Below are 15,367 nucleotides of genomic sequence, written 5' to 3'. Positions count from 1 at the left end.
GGACGATGACCACTTCCCAGGCTCAGCCGGGCAGCCCGCGCGAGCAGCTCGTGGAGCTCGCGCGCCACGGCGACTCCGTGGTCATGCACGACCGCGAGCCGTGGCGGATCGGGCAGCTGGACGAGAACTTCAGGCACTCGGCGGTGCTCATCCTGTTCGGTGCGCTGGACAGTGTGCCCTCCGCCTATGCCGAGCACGCGGAGGGCCCCGGGCGGGACCTGGACGTGCTGCTGGTGCAGCGCGCCTCCACGCTGCGGGCGCATCCCGGCCAGGTGGCCTTCCCTGGCGGGCGCCTCGACCCACCCGACGGCGAGCCGGGAACCACCCTGGAGACCCCCGGAGGAACCGTGAGCGCCCCGCACGTGCGCGCGGCGCTGCGCGAGGCCCAGGAAGAGACCGGTGTGGACCCGGCCGGCGTGGAGGTGCTCGGGGCACTGCACGAGGTGCCGCTGCCCGTGAGCAACCACCTGGTGACCCCCGTGATCGGGTGGTGGCGCAGCCAGTCGCCCGTGGACGTGGTGGACCACGCCGAGTCCTCCCTGGTGTTCCGCGTGCCGGTGCTGGACCTCATCAACCCCGCCCACCGCTACTACGCGACCGTGACCCGGGGGAACCAGACCTACAAGTCCCCGGCGTTCGACGTCTCCGTGGCCGGGGTCCCCGAGACCGTGACCGTGTGGGGCTTCACGGGCGTGGTGCTGGACCGCGTGCTCGAGTGGCTCGGGTGGTCCGTGGACTGGGACCGCTCGGTGAAGCGGCCGGCGCCGGGGATGGGGCCGAGGAAGTAGGGCCGGGCCGGGCGGAGTGAGTTCGTCACGTGGGGTGACCCGGTTGCGGAGGCCGCGTCTGGGTGGCCTCTCCGTCGGGTCGGTGAGGCAGCGCCTCTACTTCGCGTCCGCGTAGGACGTCACCACGGTCGTGGCCACCGGTACCTCCACCGGCACCGTGCCGAACACCGTACGCACCGCCTGCTCCGCGGCATGCTCCACGATCTGCTGGACCCGGTCCGCGTGCTGCTCGGCGCAGTGCACCATGACCTCGTCGTGGAGGAAGAACACGAGTTCCGCGTCCACGTCCGCGCTGTGCAGGCCCTGACGGATGTGGCCGAGCCACGCGAGCGCCCACTCCGCCGCCGAGCCCTGGACCACGAAGTTGCGGGAGAACCGGCCGTGGCTGCGGGATGCCTGCGCGGCGCGGCGCTCGCCGGCCTGCGTGTCCGTGGCGCGCTGCACCTCGAACCACTCCGGGCCCGGCGCGGGGGACCAGCGGCCCAGGTAGGTGCACACCTGCTGGCCGAGCTCGCCCACGCGCGCGGCATGCTCCACGTAGCCCACGGCCCGCGGGAACATGCGGGTCAGCTGCGGCATGAACCGCCCGCCCGCCCCGGACGTCGCGCCGTACATGGCCCCCAGCAGCGCGAGCTTCGCGTGGGAGCGCTCGGTGAGCTCGGAACCGCGGGCCTGGCCCTGCTCCGCGATGGCGGTGTAGAGGTCGCGGCCGCGCGAGGCCTCGGCCAGGGCGTCGTCGCGAGCGAGGATGGCGAGCACGCGGGGCTCCAGCTGAGCGGCGTCCGCGACGACGAGCGCGTGCCCGGGGTCCGCGCGCACCGCGTCCCGGATGTACTTGGGGATCTGCAGGGCACCCCCGCCGCGCGCCGCCCACCGGCCGGTGACGACGCCGCCCACCACGTACTCGGGGTGGAAGCGGCCCTCGTGGACCCAGGTGTCCAGCCAGTGCCACCCGGTGGCGGAGAAGACGCGGGAGAGCTTCTTGTACTCGAGCACCGGGGCCACGGTGGCCACGCGCTGCTCCTGCGGCTGACCGTTGACGAGCGTCCAGTCCTGGAGCTTGAACGCGCGGGTGGTGTCCACGTCCACCCCGGCGTTGCGCAGGGCCTTGAGCAGCTCCACGGGCGAGTCCGGGTTCAGGGTGGGCGCGGCCAGTGCGGTGCGGACCTCCTGTGCGAGCTCCTGCATCCGGGCGGGGCGCTCCTCACCCGCCGGACGCGGGCCGAGCATGTCCTCCAGGATCTGCTGGTGCACCGTGGGGCTCCACGGGATGCCCCGGTGGCGCATGTCCGCGGCCACGAGCGCCCCCTGGGACTCGAGGCTCAGCAGCCGTTCGAGACGCTGCGGGTTCCGGGCCGTGGTACATGCGCTGGTCTGGGCCGCGAGTTCGGCGATCAGCTCCGTGACGCCCGGTCCGTGCTCCTCGGCCACGGCGAACAGCGATCCCTGGTTGCTCGCCGGCGCCAGTGGCCGGGGCCCGGGAACGTGCCGCGGGTCTGCCGGTTCGAGGACGGGACGGTAGGTGAGGGGGCGGGGTTCCCCGGCGTCGTCGGGCGCGCCCGAGCCCGGGGCGGTGGAGGCCGTGGCCAGGATGGTGGCGCACAGCCCCAGGTCCCGGCACCGCGTGACCCACACCCCCGCGGCGCACAGCAGCGCGGCGGGCACGGAGGTGTCCTGCCAGGTCCACACCGGGGGCTGGACGCCTGCGCGGGCGGCCGCCTCCTCCTGCTGGGCGACGACGCCGGGCAGCTCCGCGTCCGAGACCGTGAGCTCCTGCCCCGCGCGCTCGCCGTTGGCGGAGACCACCTGCAGGACCCAGGTCCCGGGCTCGGAGGCGGCCACCACAATGTGCATGGGGTTCATTATGGGCCGGGGTTCCGACAGCGGCGGCCCGCTGCGCCGAGCTTCCGCCCCGCCGGGTCTCTGCGGGGGGCAGGTGTTTATGCGTTCGGCGGCGAACGGGGGGAGGAACAGGCGGACCCGCCACGGTTCGCCGGAGGACTCACCCGGCGGCGAGCACCTCACCCGGCGGCGAGCACCTCACCCGGCCGCAAGCACCTCCCGGGCGTGGGCGTACTTGCGGGCCAGGCGGGCACGGGTGTCCTCGTCCAGGAGGGCCGTGCGGGCGGGGTCCGTGTTGTCGTCCAGGTCTGCCTGCTTCACGGCGCGCGCCAGGGGGTGGGCAGCCACCCGCCGGTAGTAGTCGTCGCCGTCCTCACCTGGCCGCCGGGTCATGGCGTCCACTCCGGCGACGACATTCGCTGGGAAGTCCTCGCGGAGGTCGTCGAGGGTCACCCCGGTGTCCTCCACGACGTCGTGCAGCCACGCCACCACCTGGGCTGCCTCCTGCTGGTCCGCGGCCGCGTACTGGCGCACCCGCTCAGCGACGCGGCGCGGGTGGTCGATGTAGTCCGCGCCGGTCTTGTCCGTCTGGCCCCGGTGCGCCCGGGTGGCGATGTCCCTGGCGCGGTCCGTGAGAGTGCTCATGGCTCCTCCTGCATGCCGGGCGGGCGCGGTGAGTGCTGCGTCGTGGCCGGGGAACCGCCCACGCGTTCTTTCTGCCAGCACGTCCCGTCCCGCTGATGCCTCCAGGTCTACCGGATGGCCAGGACACGCATAAGCGACCGCGGCCGCTCCTGAACCCGGGACGCGCAGGCCAGGGGGAGCGGGCGGCGTCGTGCTCCGCGGGGCCGGTGGAAGACTGGTCGGCATGACGAGCGAGGCGAACGAGGAGCAGGACGTGCCGTGGGCCATGCAGCTGGTCGTGCACCGGGACAAGGCCCATCCGGCACGCGAGGTGGACGTGGCGGAGGCGGCCGCGAGCGCCGTCGTCACCCTGCTGGCCGACGAGCGCAGCGCCCCCGGCGGGCCCTGGCACGAGGCCGTGCGGACCTGGCGGGACGTGCAGATCCGCAAGCTCGTGCGCCGCGCGGACGGCAAGCGCTGGGAGGACGTCCAGTCCCTGCCCGGCGTCACGGTGGTTCGCACCGGCTTGGACGACGACGCCGCGGCCGCCGTGCGCGCGTTCGTCCCGGCCCCGGTGCGCCCCCTGCCGAGAGAACTGCACAAGCTGCAGGTGTCCGGAACGCAGTTCCCGGCGGGAGGCGCGTCACGGACCGAGGACGCCGTGGTGACCGTGGAGGTGGCGCCGGGGCTGGGGATTTCCAGCGGCAAGCTCGCGGCCCAGTGTGGTCACGCCGCGCAGCTCGCGTGGGAGGACATGCCCGCCGACGTGCGGGAACGTTGGCGGGCGGATGACTACCGCGTGAGGGTGGTGTTCCCCTCGGAGCGGGAGTGGACCGGGACGCGACGGCCGGTGACGGTCACGGACTCCGGGCTGACCGAGCTGGACGGGCCCACGGACACCACGCGGGCGTGGTGGTGAGCAGAGTCGCCCTCGCCCTGTGAGGCGGACGCCCCTCTAGAGGGTGTGTGTCGGCCCGGCGGTGTGGGACGGGGCCTGTGTCTGGAGGGATTCCTGGTGCAGATCGTTCAGGAACTCGCGGAGGATCCGTTCGCTGCGACCCCAGTCCGAGACCACGAACGGCACGACCGGACGGCACGTGGCCTCCACCTCGGAGCCTCCGTCGGAGGACGGGCGGATGGCGAAGCGCAGGCGCTCGCCCCACGTCCGGAACGAGGGCCCCGTTGTTGCCGTGCCGCCGTGAGCCGCGAGTGTCCGCAGCCCCAGCTCTTCATTGCGCTGGCACACCCGCTCCACCAGTCCCGGCACGTCCTCGGCAGGGACATCCAGATGGGCCCGGCCCTGGCAGCGGGCACCGTGGACCGTGAGTTCCCACCCCTCGTCCCGGCGAACGCCGGGGCGCCAGGACACCACGCTGAAGATGGCCGCAGACACGCCCGCCACCACGGCCGCGGCCACGAGGATCGGGGCGAACTCGCCGCTCGCCCAGCGGAAGAGGAGCACCACGAGCCCCACGTAGGCGAACCAGAGGGCCAGGGCGCCGACGACTGACGCACGGGTGACGGGCTTGATGTCCATCACCTCATGGTTGCCGTCCGAGCCAGCGGAGGCAATGGACCTTCGGCCAGAGCTCTCGGCGCGCGGCGGGGTCACTGCACAGCCCGTCCCGCCCTGACCGGCAGTTGGCGACGCTCCCCAATCGGGAGGCGGCCCGGTCGGTGGGTGTGGCGGGAACGCCACCGTGGGGGCATGACCACCGCACACATGACCGCCCCGGGCGCTCCCACCGCAGCCAGTCCGCGCCGAGCTCGTCGCGCCGCCGGCGCGGCTCCGGAGGCCGTCGGACCGCCCCGGGGAGCCGCCGGATCGACGTCGGTGGACCGGTTCACCGGGGACGAGCGAGTGGGCCACGGGCCCGCCTCGTGGGACGGGCCCATCGCGCCCCGCCAGTGGGGGCGCACCCGGTCGGCCCCTGCCCCGTCACGGCAGGATCGCGGGCGCGGCGTCCGCCTGCTCACCAGCTGCCCGGACCTCGCGGAGGCCGTGGAGGCGGTGTGCATCGGCGCCGCGGTACCTCTCACGGTCGAGGGCGGGGAGACGGGGGTGCGAGCGTCGTCGGACGTGGTGCTCGTGGACGCCTGCTGGGAGGGGGAGGCCGTGCCACCGGGAGTGGTGGTCGTGGCGCTCGCCGAGCACGGCGACGCGTGGGACGTCGCGGCACGGCGCGGGGCGTCCGCCGTGGTGGTGCTGCCGCAGGCCGCCGCGTGGCTGGCCGAACTGATCTCCCGCTCCGTGGACGCGGAGGTGCCGCGGGCGCTCGGGCGGGTGTACGGCGTCGTCGGGGCCACCGGAGGGGTCGGCGCGTCCACCGTGGCGAGCTGGCTCGCGGGGCACTTCGCCGCGCAGGGCCACGGGACCGCCCTGGTGGACGGGGATCCGCTGGGTGCGGGACTGGACCTCGTGCTCGGTGAGGAGGGCACGGACGGGCTGCGCTGGCCCGAGCTGAACCAGTTCTCCGGCGCCGTGGCCGCGGACCAGCTGTGGGCCGCCATGCCGCGTGTGGAGTCGCTGCGCTACCTCTCGTGGGACCGCCGCGCCACGCACGCGGAGACGGTGCCCGCGGCCACGGTCGTCGCGGCACTGCGCGGGGCCGCGGCGGTGCAGGTCGTGGACCTCTCCCGCGCGGACCTCGAACGCCAGGCCCGCTGGTGCGACGCCGTGCTGGTGCTGACCCCGCGCACGGTGCGCGGTGTGCTTGCGGCCGAGCACACCGTGGCCCGCTGCGGTGCGGTGCCCGCGCTCACCGCGCTCACGGGCATCAACGTCGCGGACCTCGAACCGCGCGTCCTAGCCGACGCCACCGGGGTGCCGTGCGCCGCCACGATCGCCTTCGATGCGCGCGTGCCCCAGCACCTGGACGACGGCACCGTGCTGCGCCGCGGCCGGACCGCCAAGCACGCCAAGACGGTTGCGGCGCTCGCCCGGGCCCTGGAGGAGCTGTCGTGACCGCGGTGTCCAGCCGCACGAGCCACGACCGTGCCAGGGCCGCCGACGCCGCCGGGAGCGCCACCGAGCTCGACGACGCGTTCGTGGAGCAGGTGCGTGAACGGCTGCTCGCCGAGGGCGGCGCCATCACGGACACCCGGATCGCCACCGCCGTGCGGGAGACCGGGCGGGTGCTCGGCGCCGTGGGCTCGGTTCGCGCGGCCCAACACGTCAAGGCGCAGCTGACCGGCCTGGGCCCGCTCGAACCCCTGCTGCCCGCCTCCGGGCTGAGCGATCTCTACGTCAACGGCCACGAGAACGTGTTCGTGGAGACCCTGGAGGGGATCCGGCGAGTGACCTCCCCGTTCACGGGCGAGGCGCAGCTGCGGGCGCTCGCCGTGCGGCTCGTGACGGCCGCCGGGCGGCGGCTGGACGACGGCCACCCCTGCGTGGACGTGCAGACCTCAGCCGGCCTGCGCGTGCATGCCGTGATCCCGCCCGTGTCCACCGGCGGAACGCTGCTGTCCATCCGGTTCCGGGCGCTGCAGCGGCTGTCCCTGGCGGATCTCGTGGCCTCCGGCACGGTGCACCCCTTCGTCGCGGACGTGCTCACCGACGCCATGGCGGCCGGGGCGAACCTCATGATCAGCGGAGCCACCGGCTCCGGGAAGACCACGGTGCTCTCCGCGTTGCTGTCCCAGTGCCCGTCCGAGCAGCGGATCGTGCTGGTGGAGGACGCCGCCGAGCTGAACCCGGAGCACCCGCACGTGGTGGGTCTGCAGGCCCGCCAGGAGAACGTGGAGGGCGCCGGGTCCGTGGACCTCTCCGAGCTCGTGCGCCAGGCCCTGCGGATGCGCCCGGACTGGCTCGTGGTGGGCGAGTGCCGCGGTGCGGAGGTGCGGGACCTGCTGACGGCGCTGAACACCGGGCACCGCGGAGCGGGCACGGTCCACTCGAACTCGGCCCGGTCGGTGCCCGCGCGGCTCGCCGCGCTCGGATCCCTGGCGGGGCTCAGCCGCGAGGCCGTGGACCTGCAGGCGGCCAGTGCCCTGGACCTCGTGGCCCACGTGGACCGCACACCCGCCGGTCGACGATTGACCGAGGTGTGCGTCCTGGCACTGGGAGACGGTGTGCTGCGCACCCTGCCCGCGCTGACCACCACGGACGGCCACCCGGTGCAGGGCCCCGGGTGGCCCCGACTGGCGCAGCTGCTGGCCCGCGGACGGGAGCTGTCGTGACGGCCGCCGTGCTCGCGGGCGCTCTGGTGCTCGCCGCCCTGCTCCTCGGCACAGGTACTGCCGCACCCGCCGGTCGGCTGAGGTCGGCAGGCGTTCTGTCCCCGTCGCGCGCGGGCGCGACGCCGCGCCCGCGGCTGCTCGCAAGGTGGCGGCGCCGGGACCGTGCCACCGAGGCCATGCGCTGGGTCACCACGGTGCGCCGCCTGGCCGCGCTGCTGCACGCCGGGCGGGCGCCGTCCACGGTCTTCGCGGAGATCGCTCCCGGCGCCACCGCAGCCGATCCCACATCCCGGTGGATCACCCGGGTGTGCCAGGAGGTGCACGCCGCGGCTCTCGTGGGCATTCCGGTCTCGACGACGCTCGGTCAGTTCGCCCGCAGGCCCGCCCCCGTGGGGGACCGCATGCTCGGCGCCACGGCCCGCTCGGTGTGCGCCCAGCTCGCGGCGTGCTGGGAGATCTCGGAACGCTCCGGCTCCTCACTCGCCCAGACCCTCTCCGGGGTCGCGGAGTCCCTCGAGTCGCAGCTGGACGCCCAGGCCGCCCGCGAGAGCGCCCTGGCCGGGCCCCGCGTCACCGTCCGCACCCTGTCCTGGTTGCCCGTCCTCGCCCTGGGGCTCGGCGTGCTCATGGGCACGGACCCCGTGACCACCCTGCTCACCACCGTGTGGGGGCGGATCGCGCTCGCCGCCGGGGCCGGACTGAGCATCGCGGGCCGGCTGTGGACGCGCAGCCTCATGCACCGCGCCGAGGCGGTGAACGGGTCGTGATCGCCGCAGTCCTCGCGGGCCTGCTCGCCGCCGGTGCCCTGCTGCTGTGGGCGTCACCGGGCGCGTTCGGTCTCCGCTCACACGGGCCGGGCCGACGACGCCGCGCGGCCGACGGTTCCGCCCCGCGCCGTGCTCGTCCGGGGCCGGGGGACCACTCGTTTCCCGCTCTGCCCGCCGCCGCTCTCGTCGAGCTCACGGCGTGCCAGCTGGACGCTGGGCTGCCGCTCGCCGAGGCCGTGGGGGTCCTGGCGGACAGCAGCGCGGGACGCCCGTACCCGGCACTGTCCCGGGCGGCCGCCGCCCTGCGGCTCGGTCTCTCGTGGGAGACGGCGTGGCCGCACGAGAAGACGCTGCCCCAGGAGATCCACGACTACCGCGACGCCCTGGAGTTCACGGCCACCTCGGCCACAGCGTCCGCCTCCGTGCTGCGCGGGCAGGCGGAGCTGGTGCGCCGCGCCGAGTACCGCCGGGCGGAGCGCGCCGCCGAAGCCCTCGCGGTGAAGCTCGTGCTTCCCCTGGGCCTGTGCTTCCTGCCCGCGTTCATGTGCTGGGGCGTGGTGCCCGTGCTCATGAGCCTGCTGCCCAGGGCGTTCGGCTCATGACCGCCCGGCACATCCACCGGGTTTCTCGGGCGCGGGGCCCGCCCGCTCGCGTGCGTGCGCGGCCCATTGCGCGCGCCCACCACACCCCTTTTCACATCCTGCACTGCACACCACCGTTCCACCCACCGAAGGAGACCCACATGTCCACGCTCACCTGCTCTTCCGCCACTCCCGCCAGCTCGACCCCCGAGCACGACGACGCCGCCCACCTCGCTGACGTGCCGCCCCGGGCCGTGCCGGTCACCGAGCCGACGTTCGGGCCGGACACCGAGGCCCCTGCCGAGGTCACGGACCCGTCGCAGCACCCGGTCGAGGACGCGGGGGACGACACGAACCCCGGCGTCTCCGAGCTCGCCTGCCTGGACCGGGACGACCCCGACCTCGGGGCGTCCACCGCGGAGTACGCGGTCATCGTGCTGGCCGCCGCCGCGTTCGGCGGGGTCATGGCCGCGGTGCTCTCCTCGGACTCCGTGTCCGGGATGCTGCTCGGGATCATTCAGAAGGCCCTGGCCATCTGAGATGCCGCCGACGCCACGGAGCGCGGGGTGCTCGTCGCAACGGGCGGACGCCCCGCGCTCCGGTGGGTCGGTGCAACGGAGACCGGGCTGCCGAGTCACCCACCACCCGTCAGGAGGAACCATGATCGACCGGAGCAGAGCTCGTCCAGACCACACCGACCCGGACCGGGGTGCGGTGACCGTGGAGACCGCAGTCATCATGCCCGCCCTCGTGCTGCTGCTCGCGGTCCTGCTCGCGGCGGCCGCCGCGGGGATGACCACCGTCCGCTACGAGGAAGCGGCGCGGGCGTCCGCCCGTGCTGCCGCGCGCGGTGAGAATACGGCGGTGGTCGAGCGCACCGCGCGGGAGATCGCCGGTGAGTCGGCCAACGTTGTCGTGGGCGGGGCAGCCGGTCGCGTGACGGTGGCCGTGAGCGGTCCAGCCCCCGGGATCTTGGGTCAGTGGAGCAACTGGCGCCTCGACGCGAACGCGAGTGCCGCGGTGGAGAGTGGCGCGGGAGCGCGGTCGAACGACGGGCAGAGAGAGGCCGAGGAGCTCAAGCAAAAGGGCGCCACGAAAGAATCCGGTGGCAACGAGCCCGCCACGGACCAGGACGGAGCGGGTGATGGAGGACCGTGACGAGGGTTCCGGGACGGTGCACGGGCTCACCCTCGCGGCGGTGCTGTGCACGCTGCTGATCGCGCTGCTTCTCGTGGCGCAGGCGGGGATCGCCACCCACCGGGCCGCCAAGGCCGCGGACCTGGCGGCGCTCGCGGCCGCGGACGTCGCCCGCGGACTCAGCACTGGCATCCCGTGCGAGACCGCCCAGGCGGTGGCCCGGGAGAACGGTGCGGACGCCGTCGAGTGCGCGGTGCTGGCCCCGGAGAACACCACGGTGGACGTCACCGCGACCATTGACCTGCCGTCGCCGCTGACTCCGCTTGGCCCGGCGCGCGGGGTGTCCCGCGCCGGGCCGCCGCCGGGGGAGCCGTGATGGTCACGACCCGGGGGAAGCGCCCAGGGTCTCCGGGGCCGGGCGGACACGGATGGAACTGGTCGGCGTCGCGGGAGGAGGGCCACCGGCGGCAGGAGTCCCCGTCCGCCCTCGCCCGCACGGAGACCGCACGGGGCGCCGACTCCGTGGAGGGTGGGCACCTCGCCCGCCCTTGCCCGCGCGGAGGCCGCTCAGGGTGCGAAGCGCAGCACCCCGTGGAGCAGCTTCAGGGCTCCGGCCTTGTCCAGCGGGTTGTTGCGGTTGCCGCACTTGGGGGACTGCACGCAGGACGGGCAGCCGGACTCGCACTCGCACTGGGCGATCGCGTCCCGGGTGGCGGCCACCCACGTGCGGAACATGTCGTAGCCGCGTTCAGCGAAGCCCGCGCCGCCGGGGTGGCCGTCGTGCACGAAGATCGTGGGCAGCTCGGTGTCCACGTGCAGCGCGGTGGACAGCCCGCCCACGTCCCACCGGTCGCACGAGGCCAGCAGCGGCAGCAGCCCGATCATGGCGTGCTCCGCGGCGTGCAGGGCTCCGGGGATGTCCGGCTCCTCGATGCCCATGGCGGCCAGCTGAGGCCCGGACACCGTGAACCACGTGGCCACCGTGGACAGCTGCCGCGGTGGCAGCTCCAGGGGTTCTTCGCCCGCCACCTCGTTGGAGGCCACAAGCTTGCGCTGGTAGCTGATCACCTGCGTGGTCACGTCCACGGCACCGCGGTGGACGGTCACGGGACCCCACTGCATGGAGTCCGCCACCGAGTCCACCCGCACCTCGGTCACGTCCCGCGCCACCGTGTAGAAATCCGGGAACGCCCGTCGCACGGCCGCCACGTGCAGCTCCTCGTCCAGCTCGTCCACCAGGTAGGTCCTGCCCTGGTGCACGTACACCGCCCCGGGGTGTGCCTGGTAGTGGGACTGCGGCGCGCCCATCGTGCCCAGCACGGTTCCCGTGTCCGAGTCGATGATCTGCACCGGTCCGCCGTCCCCGGAACGGATCGAGACCATGCCCGCGGGCTGCTCAGAGCGGGTCCAGAACCAGCCGGACGGGCGGCGCCGCAGGTGGCCCGCCGCGGTGAGGGAGTCCACCACGTCCCGGGCCGTGGGCCCGAAGCGCTCCAGCTCCTCGGGGCGCAGCGGCAGCTCGGCGGCCGCCGCGCACAGATGGGGTGCCAGCACGTACGGGTTGGACGCCTCGAACACCGTGGCCTCCACGGGGACGTCGAAGATCGCCTCGGGGTGGTTCACCAGGTACCCGTCCAGGGGGTCGTCCCCGGCGATCAGCGCCGCGAGCGCCTGCTGCCCGGACCGCCCGGCCCGGCCGATCTGCTGCAGGAACGAGGCCCGGGTGCCCGGCCACCCGGCCACGAGCACGGCGTCCAGGCCCGCGATGTCGATCCCCAGCTCCAGCGCGGAGGTGCTGGCCACCCCGAGCAGCCGCCCGTCCCGCAGCTGCTGCTCCAGCTCTCGCCGCTCCTCCGGGAGGAAACCGGAGCGGTACGCCGCCACCCGGTGGCCGAGGGAGGGGTCCACCTCTTCCAGCTGCCGGTGGGCGGCCTGCGCGATCGTCTCCGCGCCGCGCCGGGAGCGGATGAACGCGATGGTGCGCACCTGGCGCAGCACCAGATCGGTGAGCATGTCCGAGGCCTCGGCGGTGACCGTGCGGCGTCGTGGGGCGCCATTGTCCGAGCCCCCGGGAGACTGCTCGGGCTCCCACAGCACCACCGTGCGGGAGCCGTGGGGAGAGGTGTCCTCGGTGACCGCCGTGACGTCCTCGGGAGGGCAGCCGATGAGCTTGGCGAAGGACTCCTGCGGGGAGGCACTCGTCGCGGACGCCCCGATGAACCGCGGGGACGCCCCGTAGTGCGCCGCGATCCGCGCGAGCCGGCGCAGCACCACCGCCACGTGGGAGCCGAAGACACCGCGGTAGGAGTGGGCCTCGTCGATGATCACGTAGCGCAGCCGCCGCAGGAACCGGGACCACCCGGCGTGGTTCGGAAGGACCCCGTGGTGGAGCATGTCCGGGTTGCACAGGATCACGTCCGCGTGCTCGCGGATCCAGCGGCGCTCGCCGGGATCGGTGTCCCCGTCGTACGTGGCGGCCCGGAGGTCGTCGAACCCCAGGGAGCGCAGGGACGTGAGCTGGTCCGCGGCGAGCGCCTTGGTGGGGGAGAGGTAGAGGGCGGTGGCCTCGTCCGGGTGGTGGAGCATCCCGGGGCGCTCGGCCACGGCCAGGCGGCCGCGGTGCACGGCGTCCACCACGAGGGACTGGTAGACGAGCGACTTGCCGGAGGCGGTGCCGGTGGCCACGATCGCGTGCCGCGGGGCGGTCAGCGCGGCCACCTGGTGTGCGTAGGGCTCGTGGATGCCCAGCCGCTCGTAGGCGGCCACCACGTCCGGGTGCAGCCAGTCCGGCCACGGGGCGTGGACCGGGGCGCGCTCGGGAATCTCCCGGACGTGGCGCACCTGCTCGGGGCGCGGTCCGCGGCCGAGCAGGTCCACCATCTCCTGGGAGGTCGTCATCCCGTCATTGTCACTCACCCGGTGAGGGGCCACGAACGAGCTGCCCCGCTCCCGGGGGCGGCTGGCGGCCCGCACCGCCGCCGCACCGAACTGCCGCCGCCCCACACCCCGGCCGTACCGCGCGCCGGCCACACCGCACCTCGGCCGCGCGGCGCATCGGCGGCGCCGCCCGCCCCGGCCCTGCTGCTCGCCCCACGGCCCGCTCCCCGCCCGGGGTGCCGACGACGTGTCCGGCCACCCTCACCCACCGCGCCCACCTGCGTGGAATCATGGGGGCATGAGCAACGACGCACATCCCCACCCCATGAACATCTCCGGCGAGCACGAGGACGCCCCGCAGGGCTCGCCCGTCACGGAGCTCAGCGAGGAGCAGAGCTGGGAGCTGCTCCGCCAGGCCCGCTTCGCCCGGCTGGCCACCCGCGACGGGGACGAGATCGACATCACGCCCCTGAACATCGTGGCCGACGGCGAGAAGATCTACTTCCGCTCCGCCAAGGGCACCAAGGTGCTGCACCTGCAGCTGAACCCGAACGTGGCCCTGGAGATCGACCGCACCGCCGGTTCCGAGGCGCACTCCGTGGTGGTCCGCGGCACCGCGGCCATGATCACGGACGCGGACGAGATCAAGCGCGTGGAGGGGCTCGGGCTGCGGCCGTGGCTGAACACGGAGAAGATCGAGTTCGTGGAGATCACCCCCACGCGCATCACCGGCCGCGCGTTCCGGCTGGGTCACTGAGCGTGGCCCAGGCCGCCTCCGGTCCCGCCCGGTTCAGCACCGTCCCGGACGCACCCCGTTCCGACGACGCCGCCCTGGTCGCCGCCCTGCGCGCGGACCTCGCCGCGGCGGGCTTCACGGTGGACCGTGTCACGGACCTGGTGGGCCCGGAGGCCATGTCCGCGTGGTCTCGCGACCAGGCCGTGCCCGCCCGGCGTGCCCTGCGCGAGCGCGGGTCACAGGATCCTGCGCTGAGCGCCCTGACGGCGTTCTTCCTCCTGGGCGACCCTGTTCGGTCCTCCGCGCTCGACGCCGCCCTTCCCACCGTGGGTGCCGCCGGACTGGTGCGTCTCGGGCTGGTGGAGGGAACCTCCGAGCCCACGAGCACCGGCGGGGGCACCGGCGCAGACTCCGGCGCGGGCACCGGCGCAGGCGCCGACCCGCTGCTGAGCGCCGCGATGGACCTGCGCCCCTACGCCACGGACTCCTCCGAGGAGCTCTGGGTCGCGAGCGACCTGGGGGCCTTCCAGCGCCCGGGCGTGCTGCGCCACGACCACGTGCTGGGCATCGGTGGCGCCTCCACCACCCTGGTGCAGTCCACCCCGCGCCGCCCGGTGGCCACGGCCCTGGACCTCGGCACGGGCTGCGGCATCCAGACGTTCCACCTGCTGGCCCACGCGGAGCACGTCACCGCCACGGACATTTCCGAGCGTGCCCTGGCCACCACGCGCTTCAACCTGGTGCTCAACGCCCCGGCCCTGGGCCTGGACCCGGAGCACCTGGAGAACCGTGTGCGCCTGGAACTGGGCAGCATGCTGGAGCCGGTGGCCGGGCAGCACTTCGACATGGTGGTGTCCAACCCGCCGTTCGTGATCACCCCGCGCACCCCGCAGGAGACGGACACCGAACGCTTCACCTACCGGGACGGCGGCCTGCCCGGGGACCGGATCGTGCGGGACCTGCTCGCGGAGCTGCCCTCGGTGCTGGCCCCGGGCGGCACCGCGCACCTGCTCGCCAACTGGGAGATCCCGCGCGATCCCCAGGGCGAGCCCGAGTCCACGTGGTCCCGCGGCCCGGAGTCCTGGATCCCCACGGGCACCGGGGCGTGGGTCATCCAGCGCGAGCTGCAGGACCCGTGCGAGTACGCCGAGACCTGGCTGCAGGACGCCTCCCAGCAGCGCGATCCGCAGGCGTTCGACCGCGCCTACGCCGCCTACCTGGACGACTTCGCCTCCCGGGACGTGGCCGCGATCGGCTTCGGCATGGTGTGGCTGCAGCGCCCCGAGGACACCGAGCGCACGGTGAGCGGGACCGTGGAACCCGGCCGTGCGGCGTCGTCGTCCCTGCCGCGGATCTTCGAGACCGTCCCGCACCCGATCCAGCAGCCGATCGCCCCAGCCCTGGCCGCGGAGTGGGAGCGGACCGTGCGCCTGGGCCGGGAGGCGGCGGACGCCCAGAGCGGTGCCGCCGGGCAGCCCGCGTGGCTGGAGCGTCGTCTCACCGTGGCGCCGGACGTCACCGAGGAGCGCCACGGCACCCCGGGCGCGGAGGACCCGTCCCTGATCCTGCTGCGGCAGGGCGCAGGACTGCGGCGCACCGTGATCCTGTCCAGCGAGGCCGCGGGCTTCGCCGGGGTGTGCGACGGCGAGCTCAGCGCCCAGCAGATCCTCACGGCCCTGGGCGTGCTGCTGGGGTGGGAGGAGGGCCCGTCCGAGCAGCTGGTGGCCGAGATCGCAGGTCTCATCGCCCACGGGTTCCTGCTGGAGGTGTCAGACTGACCCCGTGGGCGAGCGCGTGATCCTGATCCGGACCACGGCCGCCCACCGGGTGTGA

Annotated in this window: 15 protein-coding genes; 11 read left to right on the top strand and 4 right to left on the bottom strand. The window is 74.3% G+C overall.

Annotated elements, in window-relative coordinates; all coding sequences use genetic code 11:
- Nucleotides 1-5: 5 nt before the first annotated feature.
- Nucleotides 6-788 (top strand): CoA pyrophosphatase, encoded by a 783-nt coding sequence (locus tag P8S73_RS05200; RefSeq protein WP_019310056.1) that lies wholly within the window; start codon nt 6-8, stop codon nt 786-788.
- 96 nt (nt 789-884) lie between these two features.
- On the opposite strand, the gene P8S73_RS05195 is transcribed toward P8S73_RS05200, so the two are convergent.
- Both P8S73_RS05195 and P8S73_RS05190 read right to left on the bottom strand, forming a co-directional pair.
- On the bottom strand, nt 885-2,642 hold the full coding sequence (locus P8S73_RS05195; RefSeq protein WP_019310057.1) for a bifunctional 3'-5' exonuclease/DNA polymerase: 1,758 nt from the start codon (nt 2,640-2,642) through the stop codon (nt 885-887).
- A gap of 186 nt (nt 2,643-2,828) precedes the next feature.
- Nucleotides 2,829-3,275 (bottom strand): HD domain-containing protein, encoded by a 447-nt coding sequence (locus P8S73_RS05190; protein WP_019310058.1) that lies wholly within the window; start codon nt 3,273-3,275, stop codon nt 2,829-2,831.
- Between the two features lie 223 nt (nt 3,276-3,498).
- On the opposite strand from P8S73_RS05190, the gene P8S73_RS05185 reads away from it, so the two are divergent.
- Nucleotides 3,499-4,173, top strand: a complete 675-nt coding sequence (locus P8S73_RS05185; protein WP_019310059.1) for a peptidyl-tRNA hydrolase PTH2 — start codon at nt 3,499-3,501, stop codon at nt 4,171-4,173.
- 36 nt (nt 4,174-4,209) lie between these two features.
- Here P8S73_RS05185 and P8S73_RS05180 read toward each other — a convergent pair whose 3' ends face one another.
- Entirely contained in the window at nt 4,210-4,791 is a 582-nt protein-coding gene (locus P8S73_RS05180; protein WP_121566562.1) for a hypothetical protein, read from the bottom strand.
- Between the two features lie 171 nt (nt 4,792-4,962).
- Here P8S73_RS05180 and ssd point away from each other — a divergent pair, with 171 nt between their 5' ends.
- From ssd to P8S73_RS05145, 7 genes are all read left to right on the top strand, one after another.
- Nucleotides 4,963-6,219: a septum site-determining protein Ssd gene (gene ssd, locus P8S73_RS05175; protein ID WP_224764891.1), complete on the top strand. Its 1,257-nt coding sequence runs from the start codon at nt 4,963-4,965 to the stop codon at nt 6,217-6,219.
- On the top strand, nt 6,216-7,436 hold the full coding sequence (locus tag P8S73_RS05170; RefSeq protein WP_224764892.1) for a TadA family conjugal transfer-associated ATPase: 1,221 nt from the start codon (nt 6,216-6,218) through the stop codon (nt 7,434-7,436). The genes ssd and P8S73_RS05170 overlap by 4 nt, the downstream gene beginning before the upstream one ends.
- A complete protein-coding gene (locus tag P8S73_RS05165) occupies nt 7,433-8,203 on the top strand; it encodes a type II secretion system F family protein (RefSeq protein ID WP_224764893.1) in 771 nt (256 codons plus the stop codon). Before P8S73_RS05170 ends, P8S73_RS05165 begins: the two co-directional genes overlap by 4 nt.
- The gene (locus P8S73_RS05160) at nt 8,200-8,805 is read left to right on the top strand and encodes a type II secretion system F family protein (protein WP_124109104.1); all 606 of its coding nucleotides are present in this window, start codon (nt 8,200-8,202) and stop codon (nt 8,803-8,805) included. The genes P8S73_RS05165 and P8S73_RS05160 overlap by 4 nt, the downstream gene beginning before the upstream one ends.
- Before the next feature lie 140 nt (nt 8,806-8,945).
- Nucleotides 8,946-9,323, top strand: coding sequence for a DUF4244 domain-containing protein (locus P8S73_RS05155; protein ID WP_039100586.1), 378 nt, complete (start codon nt 8,946-8,948; stop codon nt 9,321-9,323).
- Nucleotides 9,324-9,444: 121 nt separating this feature from the next.
- Nucleotides 9,445-9,942, top strand: coding sequence for a TadE family type IV pilus minor pilin (locus tag P8S73_RS05150; RefSeq protein ID WP_052239178.1), 498 nt, complete (start codon nt 9,445-9,447; stop codon nt 9,940-9,942).
- Nucleotides 9,929-10,297, top strand: a complete 369-nt coding sequence (locus P8S73_RS05145) for an Rv3654c family TadE-like protein (protein ID WP_135010764.1) — start codon at nt 9,929-9,931, stop codon at nt 10,295-10,297. The genes P8S73_RS05150 and P8S73_RS05145 overlap by 14 nt, the downstream gene beginning before the upstream one ends.
- A 191-nt stretch (nt 10,298-10,488) precedes the next feature.
- On the opposite strand, the gene P8S73_RS05140 is transcribed toward P8S73_RS05145, so the two are convergent.
- Nucleotides 10,489-12,819 carry a DEAD/DEAH box helicase gene (locus tag P8S73_RS05140; protein WP_039100629.1) on the bottom strand — a complete coding sequence of 777 codons (2,331 nt, stop codon included), beginning with the start codon at nt 12,817-12,819 and terminating at the stop codon, nt 10,489-10,491.
- A 277-nt stretch (nt 12,820-13,096) separates the two neighbouring features.
- Here P8S73_RS05140 and P8S73_RS05135 point away from each other — a divergent pair, with 277 nt between their 5' ends.
- Nucleotides 13,097-13,555, top strand: coding sequence for a pyridoxamine 5'-phosphate oxidase family protein (locus tag P8S73_RS05135; protein ID WP_039100588.1), 459 nt, complete (start codon nt 13,097-13,099; stop codon nt 13,553-13,555).
- 2 nt (nt 13,556-13,557) lie between these two features.
- Nucleotides 13,558-15,312 carry a methyltransferase gene (locus P8S73_RS05130; protein WP_135010873.1) on the top strand — a complete coding sequence of 585 codons (1,755 nt, stop codon included), beginning with the start codon at nt 13,558-13,560 and terminating at the stop codon, nt 15,310-15,312.
- Nucleotides 15,313-15,367: the final 55 nt, after the last annotated feature.

Origin of the sequence: Kocuria sp. ChxB, from assembly GCF_044359605.1 — a bacterium.
Classification (GTDB): domain Bacteria; phylum Actinomycetota; class Actinomycetes; order Actinomycetales; family Micrococcaceae; genus Kocuria; species Kocuria rhizophila.
This window is presented reverse-complemented; position numbering and strand designations above follow the sequence as displayed.